The organism is Winogradskyella poriferorum (assembly GCF_050618035.1).
Classification (GTDB): Bacteria; Bacteroidota; Bacteroidia; order Flavobacteriales; family Flavobacteriaceae; genus Winogradskyella; species Winogradskyella poriferorum_A.
Genome location: NZ_JBODPY010000005.1, coordinates 89,150 through 115,195, shown reverse-complemented (window position 1 = coordinate 115,195; position 26,046 = coordinate 89,150). Strand labels below are relative to the sequence as shown.

At 34.3% G+C, this 26,046-nt stretch carries 23 protein-coding genes; 9 read left to right on the top strand and 14 right to left on the bottom strand.

Features of this window, described 5'->3' with window-relative positions:
• Positions 1 to 44: 44 nt before the first annotated feature.
• Together dtd and rsgA are read right to left on the bottom strand one after the other, a co-directional pair.
• The gene (gene dtd, locus ACRHOC_RS12375; protein ID WP_431158962.1) at positions 45 to 497 is read right to left on the bottom strand and encodes a D-aminoacyl-tRNA deacylase; all 453 of its coding nucleotides are present in this window, start codon (positions 495 to 497) and stop codon (positions 45 to 47) included.
• A complete protein-coding gene (gene rsgA / locus ACRHOC_RS12370) occupies positions 494 to 1,444 on the bottom strand; it encodes a ribosome small subunit-dependent GTPase A (protein WP_431158961.1) in 951 nt (316 codons plus the stop codon). Before rsgA ends, dtd begins: the two co-directional genes overlap by 4 nt.
• A gap of 79 nt (positions 1,445 to 1,523) precedes the next feature.
• Here rsgA and ACRHOC_RS12365 point away from each other — a divergent pair, with 79 nt between their 5' ends.
• A complete protein-coding gene (locus ACRHOC_RS12365; RefSeq protein ID WP_431158960.1) occupies positions 1,524 to 2,006 on the top strand; it encodes a hypothetical protein in 483 nt (160 codons plus the stop codon).
• Between the two features lie 38 nt (positions 2,007 to 2,044).
• Here the strand turns inward: ACRHOC_RS12365 and ACRHOC_RS12360 are convergent, their stop codons facing one another.
• From ACRHOC_RS12360 to ACRHOC_RS12345, 4 genes are read right to left on the bottom strand one after another with little or no spacing between them, the layout of a single operon-like run.
• Complete coding sequence (locus tag ACRHOC_RS12360; RefSeq protein WP_431158959.1) at positions 2,045 to 3,127, bottom strand: chorismate mutase; 1,083 nt, start codon at positions 3,125 to 3,127, stop codon at positions 2,045 to 2,047.
• 28 nt (positions 3,128 to 3,155) lie between these two features.
• Positions 3,156 to 4,007: a prephenate dehydrogenase gene (locus ACRHOC_RS12355; protein ID WP_431158958.1), complete on the bottom strand. Its 852-nt coding sequence runs from the start codon at positions 4,005 to 4,007 to the stop codon at positions 3,156 to 3,158.
• 5 nt (positions 4,008 to 4,012) lie between these two features.
• Positions 4,013 to 5,155 carry a pyridoxal phosphate-dependent aminotransferase gene (locus ACRHOC_RS12350; protein ID WP_431158957.1) on the bottom strand — a complete coding sequence of 381 codons (1,143 nt, stop codon included), beginning with the start codon at positions 5,153 to 5,155 and terminating at the stop codon, positions 4,013 to 4,015.
• The gene (locus ACRHOC_RS12345) at positions 5,152 to 5,979 is read right to left on the bottom strand and encodes a prephenate dehydratase (protein WP_431158956.1); all 828 of its coding nucleotides are present in this window, start codon (positions 5,977 to 5,979) and stop codon (positions 5,152 to 5,154) included. The genes ACRHOC_RS12350 and ACRHOC_RS12345 overlap by 4 nt, the downstream gene beginning before the upstream one ends.
• A gap of 272 nt (positions 5,980 to 6,251) precedes the next feature.
• Here ACRHOC_RS12345 and gldA point away from each other — a divergent pair, with 272 nt between their 5' ends.
• A complete protein-coding gene (gene gldA / locus ACRHOC_RS12340; RefSeq protein WP_431158955.1) occupies positions 6,252 to 7,145 on the top strand; it encodes a gliding motility-associated ABC transporter ATP-binding subunit GldA in 894 nt (297 codons plus the stop codon).
• On the opposite strand, the gene ACRHOC_RS12335 is transcribed toward gldA, so the two are convergent.
• Together ACRHOC_RS12335 and ACRHOC_RS12330 are read right to left on the bottom strand one after the other, a co-directional pair.
• Entirely contained in the window at positions 7,138 to 7,881 is a 744-nt protein-coding gene (locus tag ACRHOC_RS12335; RefSeq protein ID WP_431158954.1) for a head GIN domain-containing protein, read from the bottom strand. The two genes, gldA and ACRHOC_RS12335, sit on opposite strands and share 8 nt — an antisense overlap.
• Positions 7,878 to 8,972, bottom strand: coding sequence for an acyloxyacyl hydrolase (locus ACRHOC_RS12330; protein WP_431158953.1), 1,095 nt, complete (start codon positions 8,970 to 8,972; stop codon positions 7,878 to 7,880). Before ACRHOC_RS12330 ends, ACRHOC_RS12335 begins: the two co-directional genes overlap by 4 nt.
• A gap of 205 nt (positions 8,973 to 9,177) precedes the next feature.
• Here ACRHOC_RS12330 and metK point away from each other — a divergent pair, with 205 nt between their 5' ends.
• Positions 9,178 to 10,431 (top strand): methionine adenosyltransferase, encoded by a 1,254-nt coding sequence (metK, locus tag ACRHOC_RS12325; protein WP_431158952.1) that lies wholly within the window; start codon positions 9,178 to 9,180, stop codon positions 10,429 to 10,431.
• Between the two features lie 144 nt (positions 10,432 to 10,575).
• Positions 10,576 to 12,402 (top strand): carboxypeptidase-like regulatory domain-containing protein, encoded by a 1,827-nt coding sequence (locus tag ACRHOC_RS12320; protein ID WP_431158951.1) that lies wholly within the window; start codon positions 10,576 to 10,578, stop codon positions 12,400 to 12,402.
• Between the two features lie 56 nt (positions 12,403 to 12,458).
• On the opposite strand, the gene ACRHOC_RS12315 is transcribed toward ACRHOC_RS12320, so the two are convergent.
• The 5 genes from ACRHOC_RS12315 to ACRHOC_RS12295 all read right to left on the bottom strand — a co-directional run bounded on the left by ACRHOC_RS12315 (position 12,459) and on the right by ACRHOC_RS12295 (position 18,562).
• Positions 12,459 to 15,221 (bottom strand): carboxypeptidase regulatory-like domain-containing protein, encoded by a 2,763-nt coding sequence (locus ACRHOC_RS12315; protein WP_431158950.1) that lies wholly within the window; start codon positions 15,219 to 15,221, stop codon positions 12,459 to 12,461.
• Positions 15,222 to 15,292: 71 nt separating this feature from the next.
• Positions 15,293 to 16,174 carry a GLPGLI family protein gene (locus ACRHOC_RS12310; protein WP_431158949.1) on the bottom strand — a complete coding sequence of 294 codons (882 nt, stop codon included), beginning with the start codon at positions 16,172 to 16,174 and terminating at the stop codon, positions 15,293 to 15,295.
• A gap of 160 nt (positions 16,175 to 16,334) precedes the next feature.
• Positions 16,335 to 17,177 carry a GLPGLI family protein gene (locus ACRHOC_RS12305; RefSeq protein WP_431158948.1) on the bottom strand — a complete coding sequence of 281 codons (843 nt, stop codon included), beginning with the start codon at positions 17,175 to 17,177 and terminating at the stop codon, positions 16,335 to 16,337.
• 144 nt (positions 17,178 to 17,321) lie between these two features.
• Entirely contained in the window at positions 17,322 to 18,173 is an 852-nt protein-coding gene (locus tag ACRHOC_RS12300) for a GLPGLI family protein (protein WP_431158947.1), read from the bottom strand.
• 17 nt (positions 18,174 to 18,190) lie between these two features.
• Entirely contained in the window at positions 18,191 to 18,562 is a 372-nt protein-coding gene (locus tag ACRHOC_RS12295) for a hypothetical protein (protein WP_431158946.1), read from the bottom strand.
• Between the two features lie 123 nt (positions 18,563 to 18,685).
• Here ACRHOC_RS12295 and ACRHOC_RS12290 point away from each other — a divergent pair, with 123 nt between their 5' ends.
• The 4 genes from ACRHOC_RS12290 (at position 18,686) to ACRHOC_RS12275 (ending at position 22,365) form a co-directional block, all read left to right on the top strand.
• Positions 18,686 to 20,221 carry a sensor histidine kinase gene (locus ACRHOC_RS12290; protein ID WP_431158945.1) on the top strand — a complete coding sequence of 512 codons (1,536 nt, stop codon included), beginning with the start codon at positions 18,686 to 18,688 and terminating at the stop codon, positions 20,219 to 20,221.
• On the top strand, positions 20,214 to 20,897 hold the full coding sequence (locus ACRHOC_RS12285; protein WP_431158944.1) for a response regulator transcription factor: 684 nt from the start codon (positions 20,214 to 20,216) through the stop codon (positions 20,895 to 20,897). Before ACRHOC_RS12290 ends, ACRHOC_RS12285 begins: the two co-directional genes overlap by 8 nt.
• A 151-nt stretch (positions 20,898 to 21,048) precedes the next feature.
• Positions 21,049 to 21,747 carry a hypothetical protein gene (locus ACRHOC_RS12280; protein WP_431158943.1) on the top strand — a complete coding sequence of 233 codons (699 nt, stop codon included), beginning with the start codon at positions 21,049 to 21,051 and terminating at the stop codon, positions 21,745 to 21,747.
• 3 nt (positions 21,748 to 21,750) lie between these two features.
• Positions 21,751 to 22,365, top strand: coding sequence for a deoxynucleoside kinase (locus ACRHOC_RS12275; protein WP_431158942.1), 615 nt, complete (start codon positions 21,751 to 21,753; stop codon positions 22,363 to 22,365).
• Here the strand turns inward: ACRHOC_RS12275 and ACRHOC_RS12270 are convergent.
• Positions 22,362 to 23,366: an App1 family protein gene (locus tag ACRHOC_RS12270; RefSeq protein WP_431158941.1), complete on the bottom strand. Its 1,005-nt coding sequence runs from the start codon at positions 23,364 to 23,366 to the stop codon at positions 22,362 to 22,364. The genes ACRHOC_RS12275 and ACRHOC_RS12270 overlap by 4 nt on opposite strands.
• Before the next feature lie 155 nt (positions 23,367 to 23,521).
• Between ACRHOC_RS12270 and ACRHOC_RS12265 the strand changes: the two genes are divergently transcribed.
• Positions 23,522 to 26,038 (top strand): prolyl oligopeptidase family serine peptidase, encoded by a 2,517-nt coding sequence (locus tag ACRHOC_RS12265; RefSeq protein ID WP_431158940.1) that lies wholly within the window; start codon positions 23,522 to 23,524, stop codon positions 26,036 to 26,038.
• Positions 26,039 to 26,046 lie beyond the last annotated feature (8 nt).

The following is a 26,046-nucleotide window of genomic DNA, read 5'->3' as shown; positions in this document are numbered from 1 at the left end:
GATTTTAGGCTACTAATATTTAAAAAGGGTTAAGAGTAATGAGGCTATTCTCTATTTTTAGAATCTATAATTATGGTTACTGGTCCATCGTTAATTAAACTCACCTTCATATCTGCGCCAAATTCTCCAGTCTGCACTGGTTTTTCAAATACTTTTTCTAAATCTTGAACAAATTTTTCATAAAGGGGAATCGCAATATCTGGTTTGGCAGCCTTAATATAACTTGGTCTATTCCCTTTTTTTGTGCTTGCGTGCAATGTAAATTGACTTACTACTATAATGTGCCCATTTGCATCTTTAATAGATCTATTCATCATATTATTATCATCTGGAAAAATCCTAAGGTTTACTATTTTATTGCATAACCAATCTATATCTTCTTGATTATCCTCATTAACCACTCCTAATAAAATTAGCAATCCATTCCCAATAGATGCAACACGCTCACCACCAATGGTTACTGAAGCTTCTGACACCCTTTGAATTACAACTTTCATAAATTATCCCAATTATCAGTTCTATAATTCTCCTCTTCACCTTCTAATATTTGAAGGTAGCTTCTATATCTTGAGTAGGATACTTCATCATTCTCCAAAGCCCTTTTTACAGCACATTTTGGTTCTTTTAGATGTAAACAATTATTGAATTTACAATCTTGTTTTAATGCAAAAAACTCCGGAAAATAATCACCTACTTCCTCTTGTTCCATATCAACAACACCAAATCCTTTTATTCCTGGTGTGTCTATTATTTTGGCATCAAAACTTAAATCGAACATTTCGGCAAATGTAGTTGTATGTTGCCCTTGCATATGCTGTTCTGATATTTCTTTTGTCTTTAAATTTAAAGAAGGCTCAATCGCATTTACAAGAGTGGATTTACCAACACCAGAGTGCCCACTAAACATACTCACCTTGTTCTCCATAAGTACTTTTACTTTATCTACATTGTTACCTGTAGCAGCAGAAATACCAATACATTCGTAACCAATCTTACGATAAAGACTGGCGAGATACTTAACTTCGAGAAGTTCCTCTTCATCATAAGTATCGATCTTATTAAATAATAAAACTGTCTTTATGGAATACGCTTCGGCAGTTACTAAAAACCGATCTATGAAACTTGTAAATGTAGGTGGATTATTAAGGGTCACAAGAAGAAAAACCTGATCTATATTGGCAGCAATAATATGGGTTTGCTTGGAAAGTTTAACCGATTTCCGAACGATGTAGTTTTTACGTTCTTCTATCCGATTAATGACACCTGTTTCTTGATTATTTTTAGTTTCTAGTTCAAACTGAACCTGATCACCAACAGCAATAGGATTTGTGCTTTTAATGTCATCAATTCTAAAGCGCCCTTTAATTCTACACTGGTAAAATTTACCATTTAAGGTTTTTACCGTGTACCAGCTTCCTGTTGATTTATAGACTGTTCCGTTCATTCAAAAAATTGACTCTAACAAAGAAACAACATTTGAATAAAAAAATGCTTAAATTAAGATTCAAACCAAACCAAATAATATGAAACAAAAGCTTTTATTTATCGGATTACTATTATTAGGCGCAATTTCATTCTCCTTTATAAGTAAAGAGGTGGCCTATAAAGAAATTGAGTACAAGGTTGTAACCAGTGTAGAATCTATTGTACCTAACGGTTTAGGGAGATCTAGGCTGATCTCATCTAATGTTGAACGAGACTACAATGAATTTACTTCTGAACGATCAAGTAATAAAGAAGAAGATGGTAGAAATAAATCTAAACGTAAAGAAATTCGAGTGAAGGATTTTGAAGAAACAAAACTCCTAAATTTCTTTAATCTTGGAGGGATTAGATTTCAAAATATTGTTGCAAACGACGCTGTTATTAGCTCAAAACTAGTTGCTATGGCACAGGATGGATGGGAACTAGCTTTTGTAACAAGTAGCTCTGAAAGTGATGCAGGCAAAAGTGATGGACAAGGTATTTTTGTTACCAGATATATCTTCAAACGCGAAAAAAATTAAAATAAAGCCTCGCAATAGCGAGGCCTTTATTTATATGCTTAGTGATTAATAATCTCTTCTTGATGATTAATAGATTCTTGGTGAATCGCCTTAAACATTCGAAGAATAAATTCTTCACTTAAGTTACGTTCCTCACCTTCTAAAATCATCTTACCTAAAATCTCATTCCAACGCTTAGACTGTAAAACTGCAACATTATGATCTTTCTTTAATTGCCCTATATCATCAGCAACTTTCATACGCTTTCCTAGTATTTCTAGTAGTTGGTGATCGATAACATCAATTTTAGTCCTTAGGGTATTAATCTTATTATTGAAAGTTACGTCGTCACCAGTCTCCTTTCTAATTCTTAAGTCTTCAGTATACTGAATTAAAGTGTTTGGTGTAATCTGTTGTGCCGCATCACTCCATGCATTATCAGGATCGTGGTGTGTCTCTATCATTAAACCATCATAATTAAGATCTAAAGCTGTTTGACTTAAATCGAATATAATATCGCGTCTACCTGCAATATGAGACGGATCTAGTATTAATGGTAAATCTGGAAAACGATTTTGAAGATCCACAGCTATCTGCCATTCTGGATTATTTCTATAGCGCGTTTTTTCGTAGGTAGAAAAGCCTCTATGGATAACCCCTAATTTTTTAACATCAGCAGTATAGAAACGCTCTACAGCTCCTAACCAAAGGGACAAATCTGGGTTTACAGGATTCTTAATTAGTACAGGCTTATCTGTACCTCTTAAGGCTTCTGCGATTTCCTGTACAATAAATGGACTTACTGTAGTTCTGGCGCCAATCCATAGCACATCAACATCGTGTTTTAAAGCCAATTCTACATGATTGGGATTTGCAACCTCTGTTGTGATTTTCATCCCAGTTTCTTCCTTAGCTTTTCGAAGCCACTTTAAGCCTAATGCTCCTACACCTTCAAAATTTCCTGGACGTGTTCTTGGCTTCCAAATACCTGCTCTAAAAATTGTAGCATCGCTATCTTTTAGCTGGTGCGCTATTTTTAAAACTTGTTCCTCTGTTTCAGCACTACAAGGTCCTGCTATAACAAGTGGATGATCTAAGTTGTAAGCATCTAACCAATTTCGTAATTCTTTCTTATTTTCCATTTTGCTTATAAATCTCTTTTTCTAAATTTTATTTAATTCCGTTTAATATGTGTTTAATATGATTGGTATCCTCCATTTCTTTATAGACAGCATCAAAATCCTCCTTTTCCATTAAGGTTTTAAAATGTGTCAAGTTGGAAATATATTCATCTAATGTTTCAATGACATTGGTTTTATTTTGTTCAAAAATTGGCGTCCACATAGCTGGTGAGCTTTTTGCTAGTCGTACTGTACTTTCAAAACCACTGCCAGCCATATCAAAAATATCGCGTTCGTTCTTCTCCTTTTCAATGACGGTTTTGCCCAACATAAACGAACTTATGTGTGACAAATGCGAAACATAGGCTATATGTTTATCATGGGCTTTTGGATTCATATATCGTATGCGCATACCTAACTCTGAAAATAGTCCTAATGCTTTTTCCTGTAGTTTAAATGCAGTATCCTCAACCTCACAAATTATGTTTGTTTTATCCTTATACAAACCTTTAATCGCCGCCTTTGGACCTGAGAATTCAGTACCTGCAATTGGGTGAGCCGCAAGATAATTTCTTCGTCTTTTATGATCTTTAACTTGAAGACATATGTCTTCTTTGGTAGACCCTGCATCAAAAACAATAGTTTCATCTGAAATATGATCGAGAACCTCAGGTAGAACTTTTAAAGTCGCATCAACCGGAATTGCAACTATTACAACCTCTGCATTTTCTAAATCTTGAATAGTAGCTTCACTATCTATAAAGCCTAGTTCTAGGGCTTCCTCAATGTGATTAGAATTAGAATCAATCCCATAAACATTACAGCTTGGATACAGTGATTTAATATCTATAGCAAAACTGCCTCCAATTAATCCAACTCCTATTACATATACATTATTCATAGCGTTTACACTCTTGCAATAGCTTCTTTAATTATATCTTCCGAGGCACATAGAGAAAATCTAATGTAACCTTCACCATTACTACCAAAAACTGTTCCTGGAGTAATAAATATTGAATGTTCTTTTAAAACTATATCTGTAAATTCTTCTGACTTTAAATGTGGTGGTAATTTTGCCCAAACAAACATACCTGCGGCATCCTCATCATAAGTACAATTTAAATCAGTAGCTAATTTCCAAACTAATTCTCTTCTTTGTTGGTAAACACTGTTTAAACTTACAAACCAAAGGTCTGAACATTTTAGTGCTTCTATGGCACCTTTTTGAACACCATAAAACATACCCGAATCCATATTGCTCTTAACCCTTAGTACCGATTGTACATAATCATAGTTTCCAACGAGCATACCTACTCGCCATCCTGCCATATTAAATGTTTTGCTCAGAGAATTAAGTTCTAAGCACACATCTTTAGCATTACGATAGCGCATTATACTTATAGGCTTATCATTAAGCACAAAACTATAAGGGTTATCATTTACTATTAAGATGTTATGGCGTTTACCAAAGGCAATAACCTCATCGTAAAATTTATTTGTTGCTTTTGCTCCGGTTGGCATATGAGGATAGCTGATCCACATGATCTTCACTTTACTTAAATCTAAGCGCTCAAGTGCAATAAAATCTGGCAACCAATGATTGTCCTCAGTTAAATCATAATACAATGGGTTAGCCTCAAGGAGCTTAGTTACTGCAGCATAAGTAGGATATCCAGGATTTGGAATTAACACCTCATCACCAGGATTAAGAAATGCCATCGAAATGTGCATAATCCCTTCCTTGCTACCCAATAAGGGTAAAACTTCCGTTTGAGGACTAAGATTTACTTTGTATCTATCTCTGTAAAAATTAGATATCTCTTCTCTTAATTCTGGCAAACCTTGGTAGCTCTGATACTTATGTGCACCTTCATCATTTAAACTCTCTTGCAACACACTTGAAGCCTTCTGAGGTGGCACTAAGTCTGGACTACCAATACCTAAATTTATAATCGGTTTACCTTGAGATTTCAAAAAAGCAACCTCTCTCAGTTTTTTAGAGAAATAGTATTCTTCAACGTTCTTTAAGCGATTTGCTACTTCAATCATTGTCTTGCATTTTTATATTCCCCTAATATTTTAAAATCATCCGCCATTAATGTGATAATCGATTTTGCCTTGGCATAATCGTTATACGCATCAAATGTTACATCCACAAAAAAAGCATATTTCCAAGGTGTGTCAATTTTCGGTAAAGATTGAATTTTGGTGAGATTAAGTTTGCAGTCACTCATTACATTTAGAATGGTCGCTAAACTTCCTCTTTTATGGTCTAATATGAATTTTAAAGAGGCCTTGTTTAATTCTGGATTATCGTCTTTAGAACTATCTCGCTTCACAATAACAAATCGAGTTTCATTGTGCTTAATGGTCTGAATACTTTCAGCTAATACCTTAAGTCCAAACATATGAGCAGCATTTTTGCTAGCTATTGCTGCAATACCTAAAATCTTTTCTTCTGAAATTTGTCTAGCAACATCAGCAGTATCTTTAGCTTCTACCAGCTTTATGTGTGGGTAAGTCTTTAAAAATTCCTTGCACTGCAATAAGGCCATTGGATGTGAATGCACTTCCTTTATATCTTCTATGGATTGTCCATCAATCGCCATTAAACTATGCTGAATATCTAAAAAATACTCACCTACAATTTTTAAATCATACTTATCGATTAACGCATAATTGGGCAGAATTGATCCTGCAATAGAATTCTCTAAAGCCATAACAATATCGTCTGCTTGCCCAGTTAATAGACTATCTACAGCACTATCAAAAGACATACATTCAATGACATCATCACTTCCATTAAAATAGTGCTTTACCACCTCATGATGAAATGATCCTCTTATTCCTTGTATTGCTATTGGCTTACTCACAATAAAAAAGTCTCGATTAAATCGAGACTTTCATAATTATATTTTATTAAAACATACTAAGCCTCGTTCCTTTTGCAAAAAAAGAAATAAAACCAGTTATAATATGTTTTTGTATGATTCATCGTTATTATTCTGACGCTAAAGTAAATAATATTTTTACAAATTAAAATTGTTACCAATTTTTTTAAATAATAAATAAGACTTTTAAAGATTTAATAATTATTGAGGGACAATATTAGAGAATACTTACTTTTGAAGAAATTACCTGAAAAATGTCTATTGAAGTATCTAACATCACGAAGCTTTATAAAGATCAGAAGGCACTAAATAATGTTTCCTTTAAGGTTAATGATGCACAGATCGTTGGTTTTTTAGGCCCAAATGGCGCAGGAAAATCAACAATGATGAAAATTCTAACCACATTTATCAATGCTAGCGAAGGTGATGCAAAGGTTAATGGTTATGATGTTGTGTCGAACAAAAAAGCTGTACAACAGAGTGTTGGGTATTTACCAGAACATAATCCTTTATACACTGAACTCTTTGTAAAGGAATACCTCGCTTTTAATGCTAATGTATATGGTGTTCCAAAATCTAGAATCCAGGAGGTTATTGAACTTACAGGACTCTCACCAGAAGCTCATAAAAAAATAGGGCAATTATCTAAAGGTTATAGACAGCGTGTAGGACTTGCCAATGCACTTCTACACAATCCCGAAGTTCTTATTTTAGATGAACCTACCACAGGTTTAGATCCTAACCAACTTGTTGAAATTAGAAGCCTCATTAAATCCATAGGCAAAGAGAAGACTATATTTCTTTCGACACATATTATGCAAGAGGTAGAAGCCATGTGCGATCGCGTAATCATAATTAACAAGGGTGAAATTGTAGCAGATAAATATTTAAAGGATTTAAGGGAGGGACAAGAACAAGTTGTTGTTGTAGAGTTTGACTACCGTGTTGAAGATGCCTTTTTAACAAAACTACCTAAGGTTAAGGCTGTAAAAAATCCTAATGGATTTATTTATGAGATTACCTTTAGTACAAAAGAAGACATGCGATCTCATGTTTTTGATTTTGCACACGACAATGACTTAAAAATTCTTCAGCTGAATCAAAAGAATGCGAGTCTAGAAAGTTTATTTAGAGAGCTGACTAGTTAAATATTAAATCTCCTGTGTAAATAATCTCTACGTCTACAATTGGAGGTTCATTAAGGGAAATCACATCTCCAGTGCCACGAATTACACCAGTTAAAGACTGTTGTGGATTAACAATCATATCATTGCTACCACGATGATTAATGGTGACCTGCTGTGCAATTAGATCTTCACCTTCAAAACGTCCTGAGCCTGCAAAAAAACCAATAGACAAATCGTCAACTTCACCATCGATATAGAATAGTGAAATATTATTTGAAACTATATTAAGACTTTCAGCATCGATACTTAACCTAAAATCACCAACAGTATATTCACTATCTCCATTAAAATCTTCGGACTCAAGGGTTAAATCTTGAAAACCTAGAACGCCATCAGAGGAAACCTCATACTGTGAAGAGGTTCTTATTACGCTTAAGTTTGGTGTTTCAACAAATACTTTTGTTATCCCAAAATCTCTCACATAATTACAGGTATTATTATCTGTTAAAACCAGCCGATTCCCGAGCACCTCAACCTTAATATCATTCAATAAGTTTGAACCTGTTTCAACAGTTACTTTATATTGAGGCGCTTCTTTGATGATTAATTCAACATCTCTATTAACTAGAATTTCATCAAAATCTGCTACATCAATTTCTACCTGTATAATATCACCTGCTATCTGGAAGCAATCATTAGCATCTTCACTATTACAAGCAAAAAGTAATAAAACAATTATGTAAATACACTTTTTCATAATCTAACTCCTATTCCAAATTCAACAGCTTCAGCTTTGGCACCATGAGATTTTAATGTAATTGCACCGAAGAACTTATCACTAAAATAGCGCTTAAGTCCTACTCTTATATAAGTTCTACCTTCAAAGTCGAATGGATAGTATACATAATAGCCTAACTGCGTTTCAATAGACATTTTATTAATAAATAATTCGTGCCCAGCAAAAACACCAACGCGTTTATAGTCCTCATCACCAGAGACATTTTCTTCAGGAAAAGAAACTGACTGATAATAAATCAGTTCTTTTAAAAAATTAGAAAAAAATGCGTCTACACCAAACTGAACTGCGCTAACGTGACTTAATCTTTTATCGGCATATGCAGAAAGGATATAAAAAGGAAACTGACCACTGTCTATGACATCACTTTCGTTTATTCCTGTTCTAAAAGCCAGATTATATCTAATTGGTTCTGTAAATTTCTCTTCGTTCTCCTTTTCAATATATACTCTGGTTGTTTCTGATAAATCATAGCTTAATCCTAGGTTAAATGTAATGGAGTTTATACTTGTATTTGGTGCCTTAACATTTGCATTGGAATAATGGATTAAAGACAAACCAGCCTGTAAACCAACACGATCAAAAAGATTGGCCTTCTTATAATTAATCATCAAATACGTTGAGCTCAAAAACCGTGATCCAAATGCAATATTCTTAGGATTATCTACCTTATCATATGGGTTAGACGCATAGGCAATACCTTGTGCCACCCTTAACGATAAATTGCGCTTAAGAAAGTAGAAATTATAGTGCGCATATAAGCCATAATTATCACCGAGTCGAGGATCGACAAGGTCCTGATAAATAAATGAAGCTCCATAATCTGGATAATTATAACGTTGCTCCCAAGCCTCATCTCCAAAGGTGCGTTTGTTCCAGCTTAATATAAAACCCTGCGGCCTTCCGCTAATCAAATGAAGGATATCTGTGTTATGAAGCGCTATATTACCTGAAAAGTAATTGAGATCTAAATAGGCACTAGAGGAGCTCTCATTTTGCGTAAAAACCAACAAGCTCATCAGTAAAAAAAGGAAACTAAGCCTTTGCTTCATGTGTTTATAATTAAGTCCAAAAATAATTGTTTTTATTTAAGAGTATCTTAAGCTTTATTGGTTTTCTGTTTACTTATTAATACGTATTTTTGCCATCGAAAATTCGAGGAATGATTTGACTGATTGCAACCTCAGGAAAAAAATGCTAAAGACAGTGTTAACTTTCCCAACAATTACGTCAAATCCTTATACTAAAATTGTTTTTATGGCGTATTTATTCACTTCAGAAAGTGTTTCTGAGGGACATCCAGACAAGGTAGCAGATCAAATTAGTGATGCTTTAATCGATAACTTTCTAGCTTTTGATCCTGAGTCTAAGGTGGCATGCGAAACATTAGTTACAACAGGTCAGGTAGTACTAGCTGGTGAAGTAAAGTCTAATACTTACCTAGATGTTCAAAAAATAGCAAGAGATACCATTAATAAGATTGGATATACCAAGGGTGAATATATGTTCGACGGGAATTCGTGTGGTGTTATTTCTGCGATCCATGAACAGTCTGATGATATTAATCGTGGTGTAGATAAAGCCACCAAAGAAGAGCAAGGTGCTGGTGACCAAGGGATGATGTTTGGTTATGCCACAAACGAAACAGATAACTATATGCCTTTGGCACTAGATATATCACATCTTATCTTAAAAGAATTAGCAGCACTTAGACGTGAGCATAAAGACATCACCTATCTGAGACCAGATTCTAAAAGTCAGGTAACAATAGAATATAGTGATGATAATTCACCACAGCGCATTGAGGCTATAGTGATATCCACGCAACATGACGATTTTGATTCTGATGAAGCTATGCTGCGCAAGATTCGTGAGGACATTGTTAAGATCCTTATGCCTCGAGTGATTGCTAAAGTACCTGATCATATAAAGCCTTTATTCAATGAGGACATAACCTATCATATAAATCCAACAGGAAAATTTGTTATTGGAGGTCCACATGGTGACACAGGCTTAACAGGAAGAAAAATCATCGTAGACACTTATGGTGGGAAAGGTGCACATGGTGGTGGTGCGTTTTCAGGCAAGGATCCTAGTAAAGTGGATAGAAGTGCAGCTTACGCCACACGTCATATTGCTAAAAACCTAGTTGCAGCTGGTTTATGTGAAGAAATATTGGTACAAGTTTCTTATGCCATTGGTGTTGTTGAGCCAATGGGTATATTTATAGATACTTATGGCACATGTCCATTTAATTTAACAGATGGAGAAATTGCTGAGAAGATCTCTAAGATTTTCGATATGCGTCCGGCAGCCATAGAAAAACGTCTTAAACTTCGCCAGCCTATGTACAGTGAGACTGCTGCCTACGGTCATATGGGAAGAGACAACACAACGGTGAGCAAAACGTTTGAACAACCTAATGGCGAACGCGTAACATTAGATGTTGAATTATTTACCTGGGAAAAATTAGATTACGTTGACAAGGTTAAGGAAGCCTTTGGACTTTAAAAGAATAATAATTTACGCTCAAAACCCTCAATATGACTCATGTTGAGGGTTTTGCTTTTAAGGCAGATAAAAAATAGGGTAGGAATTTTTTTGATTAAACTGTTTTATCAACAACAAACCTAAACTTAATCAAATCAGTCTATTATGAAAAACTTTACAAAGTCCCCAAATCTTATCCTAGTATTGTTATTCGCACTGTTAACCATTACAGCTTGTCAGAAAGATGATGGGCCCTCTATAAACAATGGTTCACAACAGGAAACCATTCCTGATAACTTCTCGGATTATTTTGGCAATTCCGTATCAAAAAACTTCATTGGTAATGTCATCGACGACGATAAATCTCCAATTGAAGGCGTAACAATTACTATTGGAAATGAAACTGCAACTACAGACAGTAATGGTGTATTTATAATCAACAATGCTTCTGTTAATGAACGTTTTGGTTATATCAAAGCTGAAAAACAAGGTTATATTCATGGCTCGCGAGCTGTTGTTCCTACGGACGGAACCAATAAAGTAACCATAATGCTTCTTGAAGCTAATACCACTGAGACTATCTCTAGTGGTAATGCATCGACAGTAACAGCGAACGATGGTAGCTCAGTGAGTTTTGATGGTAATTTCATTAAAGAGGACGGTACTGAATATACGGGTTCTGTTGATGTTATCTTACATCATTTAGATCCAGCAGATGAGGATATGCCATTGCAAATGCCAGGAATGCTCTATGCGCAAAATGAAGCAGGTGCAGAACGCATGTTACAAACCATGGGTATGTTGGCAGTAGAGCTAAGAGGTGAAGCTGGTGAAGATTTAAATCTGCCAGAAGGATCAACTTCTGAAATTAGGATTCCATTAGATCCAAGTTTAATGGGAATAGCACCTACAACAATTCCACTATGGTATTTTGATGAAGTCAATGGGTACTGGAAAGAAGAAGGTGAGGCGACCTTACAAGGCAATATTTATGTAGGTACAGTATCTCACTTTTCATTTTGGAACTGTGATATTCCTGCTGAAGCAGTAACGCTTTGTGTGAATGCAATAAATTCAAATGAAGAACCATTAAATAACCTTTGGGTAAGTATTACGAGTGCTACTTTTGGTACTACTTATGGTTATACCAATGAAAATGGTGAAGTATGCGGTTATGTGCCTAGTAACGAAACCTTAGAACTTAACATCTACAGCTACGACAATTGTAGTGATACGCCATTGTATACAGAAACTATTGGCCCGTTCACAGCAGATAGCTCATTATTAGCTATAGTGTCTGATAATACAGACGTTGTTTCAGAAACTGTAATAGGTATGTTTAATACATGTAATGGAAATCCTGTTACGGATGGCTATGTGCAATTGACTTATGGCGACCAAACTTTTGTGGATGCTGTAAACAATGGTGCCTTCGAAATAAATCTATTACGTTGTACAGAAGATGATACATTCGTTTTAAAGGGTAACGATTATGCTAACTTACAATCTACAGGAAACATTGCTTACACCTTTACAACGCCATTAACTGATGTTGGAGCCATAAGTGCTTGTAATGAAGTTGATGAGTTTATTCAATTTACAATAGACGACCAGGAAACTGTTTATATTTTAGAAAATATATATGCTAATTTTTATGCAGAAGGCCAAGGTCAAACTACAAATAATGCCACCTTAGATATTTTTGGTGGTGGTAATGACCAAGAAACATGTTTTTATATTTATGGCGTTTTATCAGACCCGGACTATCTAGGAACTTATGATAGTTTAGATTGGAATACAGAAGGTGACACAGGCTTCTTTATTGGAGAATGTCTCAGTGTATCTAATGTATCTAATGCGATTTCTTATAACCTAAACACATTAGGCGAAGTGGGTGAATATATCGATGTTAATTTCACTGGCACCTATGAAGATTATAATGGCGAACCACATACCATTTCTGGCACAGTACACGTCATTAGAGATAATTAATAGCACCTTTTTATGCCTCCTAAAAAAGCCTTCCGATTATGGAAGGCTTTTTAATTTTATAACGTATATGTTAACCTAAAGGTAATAAACCGTGGTTGTATAAATGTTTCTGAACTAAATACCGAGATATTAGAGGCACCATTACTTATGTTAGAATCGATATCTAAAATATTAGAAGCTCTTAATGAGTATTCCCATTTGGCATCTCTATTCTTTCTGTATCGTAAAGACGCATCCCATGTTTTAAAGGCTTCCGTTTGCCCTTGTGTCTCCTGCTCTGTATAAGCAAAATCCGTAATAAAGGTCACCGAATCCCAGATATAAGCATCAAATCTTACAGACGGTGCTCTAGTGATAAACTTAGTGGTGTTATCACCCTGAACATTATCTGTTACGGTATAACCATAACGTAGTCTAATGTTTGGTGCTTCTCTAAAATTAGTACGTAACTCTGGTGTATAGTTTTGTCTATAGTTTTCATTTAAAGACTGAGTTCCACCAATAAACTGATTTAGTTTACTGTAAGAGAAATTTGCTCTAAATCGCGCTCTAATTTTTCCAAACGTGCGCTCTACACGACCAAAAACTGAAGCCGTTTCATCTGCAAACTGAGAATTAAAAAAGGAATTGGTTCTAATAACACTTTCAAAATTAGTTAAGGATCTAATCTGATCGATATTCTTGTTATAGTTTACACTGGCAATAACATTGGTGTAATTGAATAAATTAAAACTACGATAGAATAAACTCACATTATGCGACAAGGCATTCTGCAATTCTGGGTTACCAAATTGAATACTATTAAAATTATTTAATACCAATCCTTCGGCAATATTAGTCACATCTGTAAATGTATTGATCATCCTATAATTCAGCGTTAAAGACTCACTTTTCTTAAACTGAATCAGTGCCTCAAAATCAGGTAATACATCAAAGAAATTATCCTTAAAATTATTTCCTAACTGTGTGTTTTGATTGCTATACGCATGGAATGATACACCTGGTGTAAAAGTAAACTTACCAGTTTTAAATCTATAGTGCACACCTAAATACACATCACTAAAGGTGTAATCTACGTTATCATTAGTAGCTAATAACGGATCACCATCAATATCTGTAATATTTGGTGTTGGATCTAAACGCGTTCCATCATCTAAGAATTGAAAAATATTAGAATCAAACTTCTGATTACTTATTATAGTTCCGAGTGTTAGATTGATATTGCTCTTAGAATTTAAAATATTGTAATAATCTAGTTTTGCATCGAGTTTATTACTCTTTACACGTCTATCTTGGTTTACATCATATGAAAATTGATCTTGGTTTAACCCTAAACCTGCTGCAGTTGTATCAAAAGCATCTCTATCATCTGGTAGAGGCTCGTCATTATTATCAGGGTCATTTACCAAGAGTGCATTATAAAACGGATCTTCATCACTTAATAAATGCTGTATTTCTAAGGCAAAAATATTATCCTCATTTGCAGTATAATAATAGTTTAAATTTTGATTTATACTATACGGATTAACTTCATCTAACTGTCTTGTTATACCTACAACATCAGAATCTACAACTTGTGCTTCCTCATCATCCGAAACCCTAGCAATAACATCATAATCTAACTGATTATTAAAATTAGGCTTATAAACGGCACTTAATTTTGCAACAAACTGGTTTGTCGCTTCTCTACCAGTAGATGTTGTTCTTTCATCAGGTGGTGTTGTGAAGTCATTTTCTATATAATCAAAGAAGTTTTCCTCACGTGTTCTTAATCGACTGCTATTGTAAATAACAAAGCCACTTAGATCTAATGCTTTTGTTGGCGAATAACTAAAATTGGCGGTCGCAAGCTTAGTCACAACCTCTTGGGCATCTGCGATATTTGTTAAACCACTTAATCCGTTATTTCCTAAATTAATACTAGTACCACTTGTTCTACTTGGCAACCTAAAGCCACCACCAAAGCCGCGTATATCTCTATTCGTCAAAGCGACTTCACCAATATTATTTAAATCACCAATAACATTAATACTGTACTTTGGACTGTAGTAAAAGAGCTTTGGTTGAAATAAGTACAATTCATCATTAGGTGATGGTGCTTGACCGGCTCCTGCTGTAATATCACCAAACCAAAAGTTCTCTTTACCTTCTTTTAGTTTAATATTAATAGCCACATTATTTTGATTATTCTGCACACCACTTAACTGTCCTACTTCAGCATAATTTCTTAATACTTGAATTTTGTCTACTGCATTGGATGGAATATTCTTAGTTGCTAATTTGGTATCACCATCAAAAAAGTCTTTTCCATTAACCATTAATTTCTGTACAGTATTACCCTCTACTTCAATCTGCCCATCTTCATTTATCTCTACACCTGGTAGTTTTTCGAGTACATCCTCTAACTTTCGTTCAGAACCATTTTTAAAGGAGTCAGCATTATAGATAAGTGTATCACCTTTAATTGTTACTGGCATCTCATAGGTCAATTCCACTGCATCTAGTGCATTATCTGGTAGTAAAGTAAAATCTCGTGTAATGTTCTCTTCTTTGGTTGTAATAACTTCATCTAAAGACTTTAATCCAATATAGCTTACTTGTATTTTATAAGTCCCATTTTTTCCTAAGGACAATATGTACTTTCCCTTATCATTGGTTACAGCATAGGATTCTAAGGCATTAGATTCTTGATTAATTGCGATAACATTTGCCAATTCTAGAGGCGTACCGATGCTATCTTTAACAACCCCTTGCATTTTTAATTGCGCAAAAGAACTGCTTGCCACTATAACTAAGAGTAGCGTTAATATTTTTTTCATTGTGGTTTGTTTTCTTTAGGTTGGAAAGGTGCATTTCATTTTAGAAAAACCCCTTTTTTTGGTTTAATTAATTAGTTACGTCTACCTCCTCTACCGCGTCCACCATACATCTCTCTCATTTCTTGCATCTTCTTGGTGATGATTTCATTATACTCGGCTTGCGTAACTTCGTCTCCTTTTTTTGGTTTATTAATTTCTTCTTTCTCCTCAGGATTCATTACAATTTTAGAACACAGAATTGTCGTTTTATCTGCATTGACCTCTAAAATTAATCCTGGTAATCCCCAATAATCATCAGGACCTTGATTAACTGGAATTTGTGGTGTATACCAAGCAACAACTTCTATTGTTTTAGGTATGTCAATCTCTTGCATTGGATCGTCCGAATCAGCTTTATCCTTTGCATTAGTAGAATCCTTCTTTTTCTCTACTGGTGGCTGTCTTCTTCGCATACTTCTCCAATCAAATTGGTCTACCTCCTTAATCGCTGTAGCCTTAAAACAGGTGTATTGTCCAATCTGTTTAGATTCGGTTCCCATTGTCCATTCGAGAGGTTTAAGCTCATCTTTTATTAAAAATTGCTTTCCAAAAAACTCTTGGTCTTGCAACAACTCTTTATCTTTTACATTCTTATATTTTGGCCCACCAGTAAAGCTACTTCCAAAGCTACCCCATCCTCTTCCGGCTCCAGGTGCTTCAAGACGTTCATCTTCTTTATATATCGATTCTGTTCTATTAAAGGTTAGGACATATTCCTTCTCCAAAAAGCTCTTCATACGCTCTTCCATACGCTTTTTTTGATCTGGAGACATTTGCCTTCCGCCCCATTGATCTAAGTCCATAGTGGTTTTAGACATATAATATGCCTTACCTTGAAAGTCTTGTGCAGTCAATGTTAGACCAAAGCACAATGTTAAAAGAATTAAGCTAAGTTTAAGTGTTGTTGTTTTCATTATAGATTGCAAATTGATTGAATAACAAATGTAATGTAATGGTGAACCGACACTAATTGGTTTATCATAATATTAACAAGGCGGTATCCACACTAACAACACTTGGACTAAACAAAAATTGATTAGTTTAATGGCTTAAAGTTAAAATGCTGTTAAAAGATTAACTACGTCTTCTACCGCGATTATCACGGAACTCTTTCATTTTTGCAGTAATCGTTTTTTGATAGTCTGTTTTGGTAATTTCTTTTCCTTTATCTGGTGCTACAATCTCAACAGTTTCTTCAGGATTTAAAACTATTTTAGAACATAGCATTGTCGTATTATCAGCACTAACTTCTAAAATTAATCCTGGTAAACCCCAATACTCTAGTGGTCCATGACGCACTGGAATCTGTACTGTATACCAAGCCTCAATCTCTGTCATTTTTACTTCTGGTTCTGTTGCTACACCAGTTGAATCTGTTTGTGTTTGTTCTTGATTTCTCAATCTATCCCAAGAGAAGTTATACCAAGTCAATTCATTGGTAGGTACTGATGCTGTTGCCTTAAAGCACGTATAATTGCCAATTTGTTTTGTCTCAGATCCCATTACCCATTCTATTGGCTGTAAATTATCTTTAACTAAGAACTTTTTACCGTAGAATTCTTGAGTTTGAATCTGTGTATTGGTTTTAACGTTTTTATATTGATCTCCAGGTGCAAAGTTCTTACCCCAAGAATCTGTAGCTCCCGACATAGCATCTAGCTTATCTTCCTCTTCAAAAAATGATTCTTCTTTATTAAAAGTAAGTACATAGGTTTTTTCCAATCTATTTTTCATTCGTGCCGCGATCTGCTTTTTTTGTGCTTCGCTTAAACGAGCGCCCCATCTCCCAAGCTCCATTTTAGATTTTGAAAAATAAAAGGCTTGACCCTGAAACTCTTGTATTTCCTCAGGCTTTGTGTCTATAGAAAAGACTAAAAGGAGGGCAAAGACACTTATTTTTAATAAAACTGATTTCATAGTGGATAGATTTTTTTGATTAAACTGTTTAACAAATTTATAAATACATTAAACAATCGTCTGTTGTTTATCAAAAAATTAACACTATAGGTTTTCTAGAAAATGAACAAAACAGGCTTTATTAATACCTTAACATATAATAGTTTAGCCACCAATTCTAATACTGATGCTCTCGCCTTCGCGATCGCCACTCCTTGGTCTATAGCGCTCCATCATCTCCTTGGCCTTTTTTTCCATGATTTTTTCATAAGCCTCTTGATTGACCTCTTTACCTTTGGTAGGCTCAGCAATTTCTACTTTATCTTCTGGATTAAGGACTATCTTACTACATATAATAGTGAGTTTACCATCATGAACTTCTAGGATTAATCCAGGTAAACCTTGGTAATTATCCGGACCATTATTCACTGGAATTTGTGGTGTATACCAAGCCGTAACCGTTCGCTCTTCCATCTCTGGTTCTTTATCTAAATCGACCTCATCATCATCAAATGCTATTCTCGGTTTTTCCACCATTTTAGTATATGTTGCTTTAAAGCATTGGTATTCTCCAATATGTTTAGTTTCGGAACCCAACTTCCAATCTAACTTTTCGATATTATCTTTTACCAAAAAGATCTTACCATATGTATCTACTTGCTCGGCATAACGCTCTTCTTTAGTATTCTTATACAATACATCAGAACCGCCACCACCACCTATAGATACAATTTGGATACCATCACCCATACCTACATTTGGTTTGTCCAATTCTTCTTCTTGCTTGTAAATTGAGGCTTCTTTATTAAAGGTTAATAGAAATGTCTTTTGAAATTGTTTTTTCATCATTTCTAACATCTTTGCCTGTAAATCTGAGTTCACTTGAGTACTATCCAGCTTAATGTCAACCTTACGCTGGGTTTTGTAGGTTGCTACACCTTGAAATTCTTGAGCACCAATAGCAGTAGTAAAAACTACTGCTAGTGCTACAACGATTACTCTAATAATTGCTGTCATTTTTGATTGATTTATATTTATTTTTTGTTGTTATAAAATTTTATTGCTGCCTTTCTTACAGCTTCAACACGCTTAATAAAAGCTTCGTGGTCTTTTGTTGTGCCTTCGACTTTGTAAGACATATGTGATTTCTTACCGCTTGACATTACATCTCCATTACATACTAATTTAAATGAAACAGATTCATTGTCGTTAGTTAAGTCGAACATTTCCTTTATGTCATCAACAGTAAAAGTAGATTCTAATTCTTCGGCTGAATCAACAGTTACCACAACATCTACAGATTCAACTCTAACTTCTTTTCTTATATCTAATTCGTCATCTGTAATTGATTGACTGAATCCAAAGGCACTGATAATTAAAGCTAAAGGTAAAATTAAATTTTTCATGATTTTAAATATTTTGATTAATACATTGCAAATATTGTAAGTCCTTTTTAGCATTTCAGTTAACTTGTGTTAACGTGTGTTAACCGATTGGTTTTAAACATTTAGAACCTATACATTTGACCTATGAATGATAAACGATATCGATATATTCTGTATTTAATTGTTACGGTTATTGTAGCAACAATTGCTATTCAACTCTACTGGAATTATAAGAATTACCTAAACAATAAGCAGCAACTTGTAACAGATGTACAGGCAAGTTTAGACAAGGCAGTAGATAATTATTATACCAATCTTGCAGAACGCTCTACCGTTGGTGTGTTTTTAGAAGGTGACCAACAAAAAAATGCTCTAGACGAAGGTGGAGAACTTGATGCTATCTTTAAGCAAATAGATAGTTTAGATAAAAACTTTAAAACTCTAGACTCTTTAAAAATTGATAATATAGATGGTATAACCATATTACGAGGTTCTAAACTCGATTCTATGAATGTGATTCATGAAAAGTTATTTCCATCAACAACACCAGATATATTTAAAAAGCGTATTGATAGTCTCAAAGCTAATACTGTACAATTAGAGCTTGATGATTTTCAAATGCTGACCTCAAAAATAGTAGTGTCGATTACAAATGATAGTCTTAATCTAAAGGAGGTTGACAGTTTGTTAAATCAAGAATTTGAACGAAAGCAAATTGGTGTACAAAGTGATTTGGTCTTTTTTGAATCTGACGTAAAAAGGCAAGTCGCACGTATAAAAGACTCCCTAAATAATACTACTCCAAAAAAAGAAAACTATGAACTTAAGGCAGTGTCAAAATCAACATTTCTGCCTAAAGGAAGTATACTAGAACTAAATTATACTAATGCACAATTAACTGTGCTGAAAAGAAGTTTAAGCGGTATTCTTATTTCTACAATTTTAGTCTTAGCGGTAATAAGTTGCCTTTTTTATTTATTGAAAGTCATTAAACAACAAAAGCAATTAGCCGAAGTTAAAAATGACCTAATTAGCAATATAACGCATGAGTTTAAAACACCTATTGCGACAATTGGTGTAGCTCTTGAAAGCATCAGTGACTTTAACGGAATCGATGATAAGGAGAAAACAAAAAAATACATAAACATGTCTTCTCAACAACTCAGTAAGCTTAATCTTATGGTTGAGAAACTATTAGAGACAGCTACCCTAGATAGTGACAATCTAGAATTGAATAAAGATGAAGCTGATATTATCACATTGCTCACTGGTTTAATGGATCGATACACCATTCAATTTCCGGACAAAACCTTTAATTCTAATATTATGGTTAATGAATTAGTGGCTAAAATTGACGTTTTTCATTTTGAAAATGCCATTAATAACATCTTAGACAACGCTGTAAAATATGGAGGCGATATTATTGCTCTGACCTTAACTAAAGACAAAAAGAACATTCAGATTGCGATAGCTGACAATGGTAATGGACTTGCCAAGGCCAATAAGGACCAAATTTTTGAAAAATTCTACCGTGTTCCTAAAGGCAACAAGCATGACGTTAAAGGATTTGGCATTGGTTTATACTATACTAAATCTATAATTGAAAAACACTCAGGTTCTATTAGTATAGACCTTAATAATAATCTCACAACATTTAAGATTACGTTACAATATGCCTAATAAGATAAAAATCCTTTTAGCTGAAGATGAGACTGCATTAGGGCAGATCATAAAAGAAAGCCTTGAAACTAGAGATTTTGAAGTTATATTATGTGATAATGGAGAGCTAGCTTTTGAAAAATATAAGTCTGAAGCCCCAGAACTTTTAGTCTTAGATGTAATGATGCCAAAAAAAGACGGCTTTACACTTGCCAAAGACATCAGATCTATTGATGATGCTATTCCTGTTATTTTTCTCACTGCGAAATCTCAAACTGCCGATGTCGTAGAAGGATTCTCAATAGGTGGTAACGACTACCTAAAGAAACCGTTCAGCATGGAAGAATTGATAGTTCGAATTCATAATTTACTGGGACGCACAAGACAACAAATAGAGTCTGAAGTCATTACTTTTGGAGCCTATATCTTTAATTTCCCTAAGCAACTTTTAAGCTACAAAGAAGAAACACCAGTACAATTAACACACCGAGAGGCGCACTTACTATTCCATTTGATTAAAAATCAAAATAAGGTTTTGGACCGATCACTCATTTTGAACAAACTTTGGGGCCAAGATGATTTCTTTTCAGCAAGAAGCATGGATGTATTTATTACCAAACTTCGAAAAAAACTTAATAAAGATGAAAATATCCAGATTATTAACGTTAGAGGATTTGGATATAAGCTTACCGTATAATACCTAAGGTATTCACTTTTCCGTTATACAAAAAGTGTGGTTCAATTTTTGTATTTTTCAATTCGGAATGAATAAAATCGCTTACTTACTTTTTTTCTTTTGTAGCCTTTGTTTTTGTCAAGAAACAATTAAGGCAAATCTCATAGATTCTATGGAAGTTGATGTCCAAAAAATTTTTGGAATAGACACCTTTGGAACCATGTACTATAGTACAGATGATAATACCTTTAACAAGCGTACAAAAGACACCATAATTACCTATACCAACTATCAACTAGCGGAAATCTCAACTGCAAATCCTTTTAATCCTTTAAAAATTAATTTATTCTATCAAGATTTTAATACTGCGATCATTCTCGATAATAGATTGGCAGAAGTGTTTAAAATAGATTTTAATACTACTGTACCTTATAAAAATGTTACTTTCATTTCAACAGGATTTGATAATACCATTTGGATATATAATCAAGATTTACAGCAATTAGAACTCTATGATTATAAAACCAATAAGATTAGACTTAAAACAGTACCTGTACAATCAGAAGTTTTAGATTTAAAGAGTGATTACAACTTTAGTTATTTGCTGACCAAGAATTATCTCTACATCTATAATTACTTTGGAAGCTTGGTCAAAAAGTTTGAAAATAAGGGTTATGACAGTCTCGCTTTCAGCAAAGCAAACCTTTTACTTAAGGAAAAAAATAAGCTATATGTTCTTACCAAAAATAACGACGAAATCAAGGCAATTGATCATCCAAATTTGTTAATAAATCAGTTTTTGGTAACCAACGAAAGCTTGTATATTTACAACGACGGTATTCTACGTCAATATCAACTAAAACTAGAATAAATTATGCATGTCGCTGTTGCTGGAAACATAGGAGCTGGGAAGACTACGCTCACCAAATTACTTGCCAAACACTACAAATGGGAAGCTCAATTAGAAGATGTTGTAGACAATCCTTACCTCGATGATTTTTATAATCAGATGGAACGTTGGAGCTTTAATTTGCAAGTATATTTCTTGAACAGCAGATTTAGACAAGTCAATCAAATTCATAACAGCGGAAAGGATATTATCCAAGACAGAACCATTTATGAAGATGCTCATATTTTTGCGCCTAACCTTCATGCGATGGGTTTGATGACCAATCGCGATTTCGAAAATTATTCTTCGCTATTTGATCTTATGGAATCCTTTGTTAAAGGACCAGACTTATTAATTTATTTAAGAAGTTCTATCCCTAATCTTGTAGCGCAAATTCATAAGAGAGGGCGTGACTATGAAAACTCTATTAGTATTGATTATTTGAGTCGCTTGAATGAAAGATATGAAGCTTGGATTCATGGTTATGATAAAGGCAATCTTCTTATAATCGATGTCGATGATTTAGATTTTGTTGCCAACCCTGAAGACTTAGGTGGCATCATTAATAAAATCGATGCCCAGATTCACGGCTTATTCTAAGAAATAAACCCATGGGCTTTGGCGTGTGATAAAGCCTCATCACCATCCTGAACTATCAATACTGGTACCTCATCATAATCTTTAAATAGATTACCAATTCTTTTCATACGTTTTGTATGCTCTACAGCTCGTAAATAAATGGCTTTTATTCTACTCGGAAATTCTTTAACCACATCTAAATATATGTAGGCATCTTTTTCACCACAGTCTCCTATTAAAATAAAATTTAGTTCAGGGTATGTTTTCAGAATATTAAAGATTTCATGGTATTTATGAGCTAACTCCATTTTAGGTGTTCTGTCAAAAGGCGTTCTAAAATCGCGAAGTAAAATTGGCCCATTTGGGAATTTATTCTGTTTTAAAAAAAACGCTAAATAGCGATATAAATTCCAAGGGCTATTACTCACATAAAAAATAGGGTTTGCGTCTTCTTTTGATTTGCCTAGGTGTAATAAATGATAAAACTCAGCAGCACCTTCTAAAGCTTTACGTTTGTGTGGTGTTTTAAAGAAGGTGTTCACGACAACACGCCACTTTAATCTCGATGTTACTCCTGTATGCAATATCGTATCATCAATATCGCTAATAACCCCAAGGCTCGTATTGCTTCTTGGTATAAGCATTCTGCCTTTAAAGACATTATTCAACTGAATTTTTCGTTTGCGACTCTTAGCCTCATAAGACATTGTATAAGACATCCAACCCTCACTATCAATGTATTGCTCTAGATCTTTTGAAGACTGGTCAATCAGATAATAACCTTCTGCATCAGTGGTGGTATTTATAACCTTCTTATTGGATAATTGAACTACTAAAGGCGTATTTCTAATCTCATCGGTTTCGAACCGCTTCCAAGAATTTATTAGTAGACTTAGCCATCCTTTTTTGTCCAGATCAATATCTTCATCTTCTAAGGCCCTTCCTTTCAAATACAGGTGCTCCTCAGTTCCGTAGGTATCAAATGGAATAATTTGTAATGGATCTTTCTTTAACCAGCCCAAAGAATTAGCTATTTATAAAGCTTGAAGATAATAAATCTAAAGCTTAAGACTTCATGAATATTTAAAAAACCAATGGAAATGTTAAAGTAATATCATCTTCAACAATTTACAAGTATTTTAGATGTCTTTCCTAAAAGACAAAAAACCAACTCATTATGAATAGAACACTTTTTCTATTAGTATTTTCCTTGTTACTCGGATTTACTAATGCTCAAAGCAATTCTGAAACTGAATTTGCTAGACCAAACTATAGAGCAGCGTCAAAATATTCACCTAAGAATATTGCAAAAATGGTACACTCTACTTCTGTAAGACCTAATTGGTTAAAAAAAGGCAACCGATTTTGGTATCAATACAAGACAACTGATGGATCTAAATACTACATCGTAGATGCCGATAACAGAACTAAAAAAGAATTATTTGATAATGAAAAAATGTCTGTATGGCTTACCGAAATTACCAAGGATCCCTATGATGCTAAGCATCTCCCTAGATTAAACTTTAAGTTTGTTAAAAACGACACCGCTATTCAGTTTTATGTGACTTCAACAGAAAAAGTTGAGGAGGTCAAAGATGAAGAGGACGCCATTAAAACAGACTCGACCAAGGCTAAGAAGAAAAAGTCAAAACCTAAAATGGTTAATAAAGTGTATCACCTAGAGTATAAACTGGGAAGTAATGGCTTAAATATCCTTGACAATAAAAAGAAAGAAAAGGAAGATTGGAAGCAATGGGCAAACATTGCTCCAGATAGCTCTATAGTTCTCTTCTCTAAACACCATAATCTTTATTGGATGGATAAAGAGAATTTTCTGAAAGCTGTAAAAAATGACAAAGACTCCACTATTGTAGAAAATCAATGGACAACAGATGGTGAAGAAAATTACAGTTATGGCTCATGGTCTCGTGGTGAGAATAATGAAACAAAACTAAAAAACAAAGACAAGAGAAAGTATGTACGTGGTATTTGGTCTCACGATTCTAAGAAATTTGTATTTCAAAGACGAGATGCTAGACACATAAAGGATTTATGGGTAATCAATACCACCTCAAGTAAGCGACCAACATTAGAGACTTATAAATATCATATGCCTGGTGAGGATGAGTTTTACAAAACCGAAATACACATTTTTGATATCCCTTCTAAAGAAAATATAAAAGTTGATCTGGACTCTACCAAACAACAAAGTATTCAAATCTATAGAGCACCACGAAAAAAGTCTACTTATAGAGATGACTTTCAACCTTCTCTCTTACTTTCTAAAAAGGGCAAAATTTATTTCAACTCTATAAGTCGAGATCGCAAGAAATTAGACATATGTGTCGCTGATATTAATACTGGTGCAGTAAAGGTTTTAATCGAAGAAAGATTCAATACATACATTGAAACAAGACCCTTAGTTCTCATTAATAATGAAACAGAAATGTTGCATTGGGCAGAGCGATCGGGTTGGGCACATTATTATTTGTACGACTCAGAAGGCACCCTAAAAAATCAAGTGACAAAAGGTTCGTTTCACGTTGAGCGTGCCATTGGTGTTGATGAAAAAACAAGAACGTTATATTTTTCTGCACACGGTATACCAAAAGACCAAGATCCTTACTATGAGCATATGTATAAAATCAACCTAAATGGTATAGGACTAAGAGCTCTTAATCCAGGTGATTTTAATACCAATACCAATATGGCAGATTCTAACAAGTACTTTGTCAGCAATTATTCTAGAGTTAATACAGTTCCGAAATCTGAACTCAGAGATAATACTGGTAAGATTGTGATGCAACTCGAAGAGGCCGATTTATCTCAATTAATGGCATCTGGCTATAAATTTCCTGAACCCTTCAAGGTGAAAGCAGATGATGGGATTACTGACATATATGGAGTAATGTATAAACCTTTTGATTTTGATGAATCGAAGAAATACCCTTTGCTAGAGTATGTTTATCCTGGACCCCAAACAGAAGCTGTAAATAAGTCTTTTTCGGTTCGTATGGACAGATTAGACCGTATGGCTCAAGTTGGCTTTATTGTTATTACAATGGGTAATAGAGGCGGTCATCCGGACCGTTCTAAATGGTATCATAATTATGGATACGGAAACCTAAGAGATTATGGTTTAGCAGATAAAAAACATGTAGCAGAGCAACTTGCAGATCAGAATAATTTTATTGATATCGAAAAGGTTGGGATTTATGGTCATTCTGGTGGAGGCTTTATGTCAACAGCAGCAATGCTAGTTTATCCCGATTTCTTTAAAGCCGCTGTTTCTTCAGCCGGTAATCATGACAATACTATTTATAACAGTTGGTGGAGCGAAACGCATCATGGCGTGCAAGAAGAAATTGACGAAAATGGTAACACTAAATACAAGTATATGATTGATACCAATCAGGAGCTTGCTAAAAACCTTAAAGGTCATTTAATGCTAATCACTGGAGACGTTGACAATAATGTACATCCTGGAGGAACCATTAGAATGGCTAATGCTTTAATTAAAGCAAATAAGCGATTTGAATTTATGCTAATGCCAGGTCAACGCCACGGCTTTGGAAATATGACCGAATATTCATTTTGGCTACGAGCAGATCACTTTAGTAAATATCTGTTAGGTCATGATGAACAAAACATTGATATTACAGAAATGAATAGGGATAAACCTAGAAGTAAATAGACATAAAA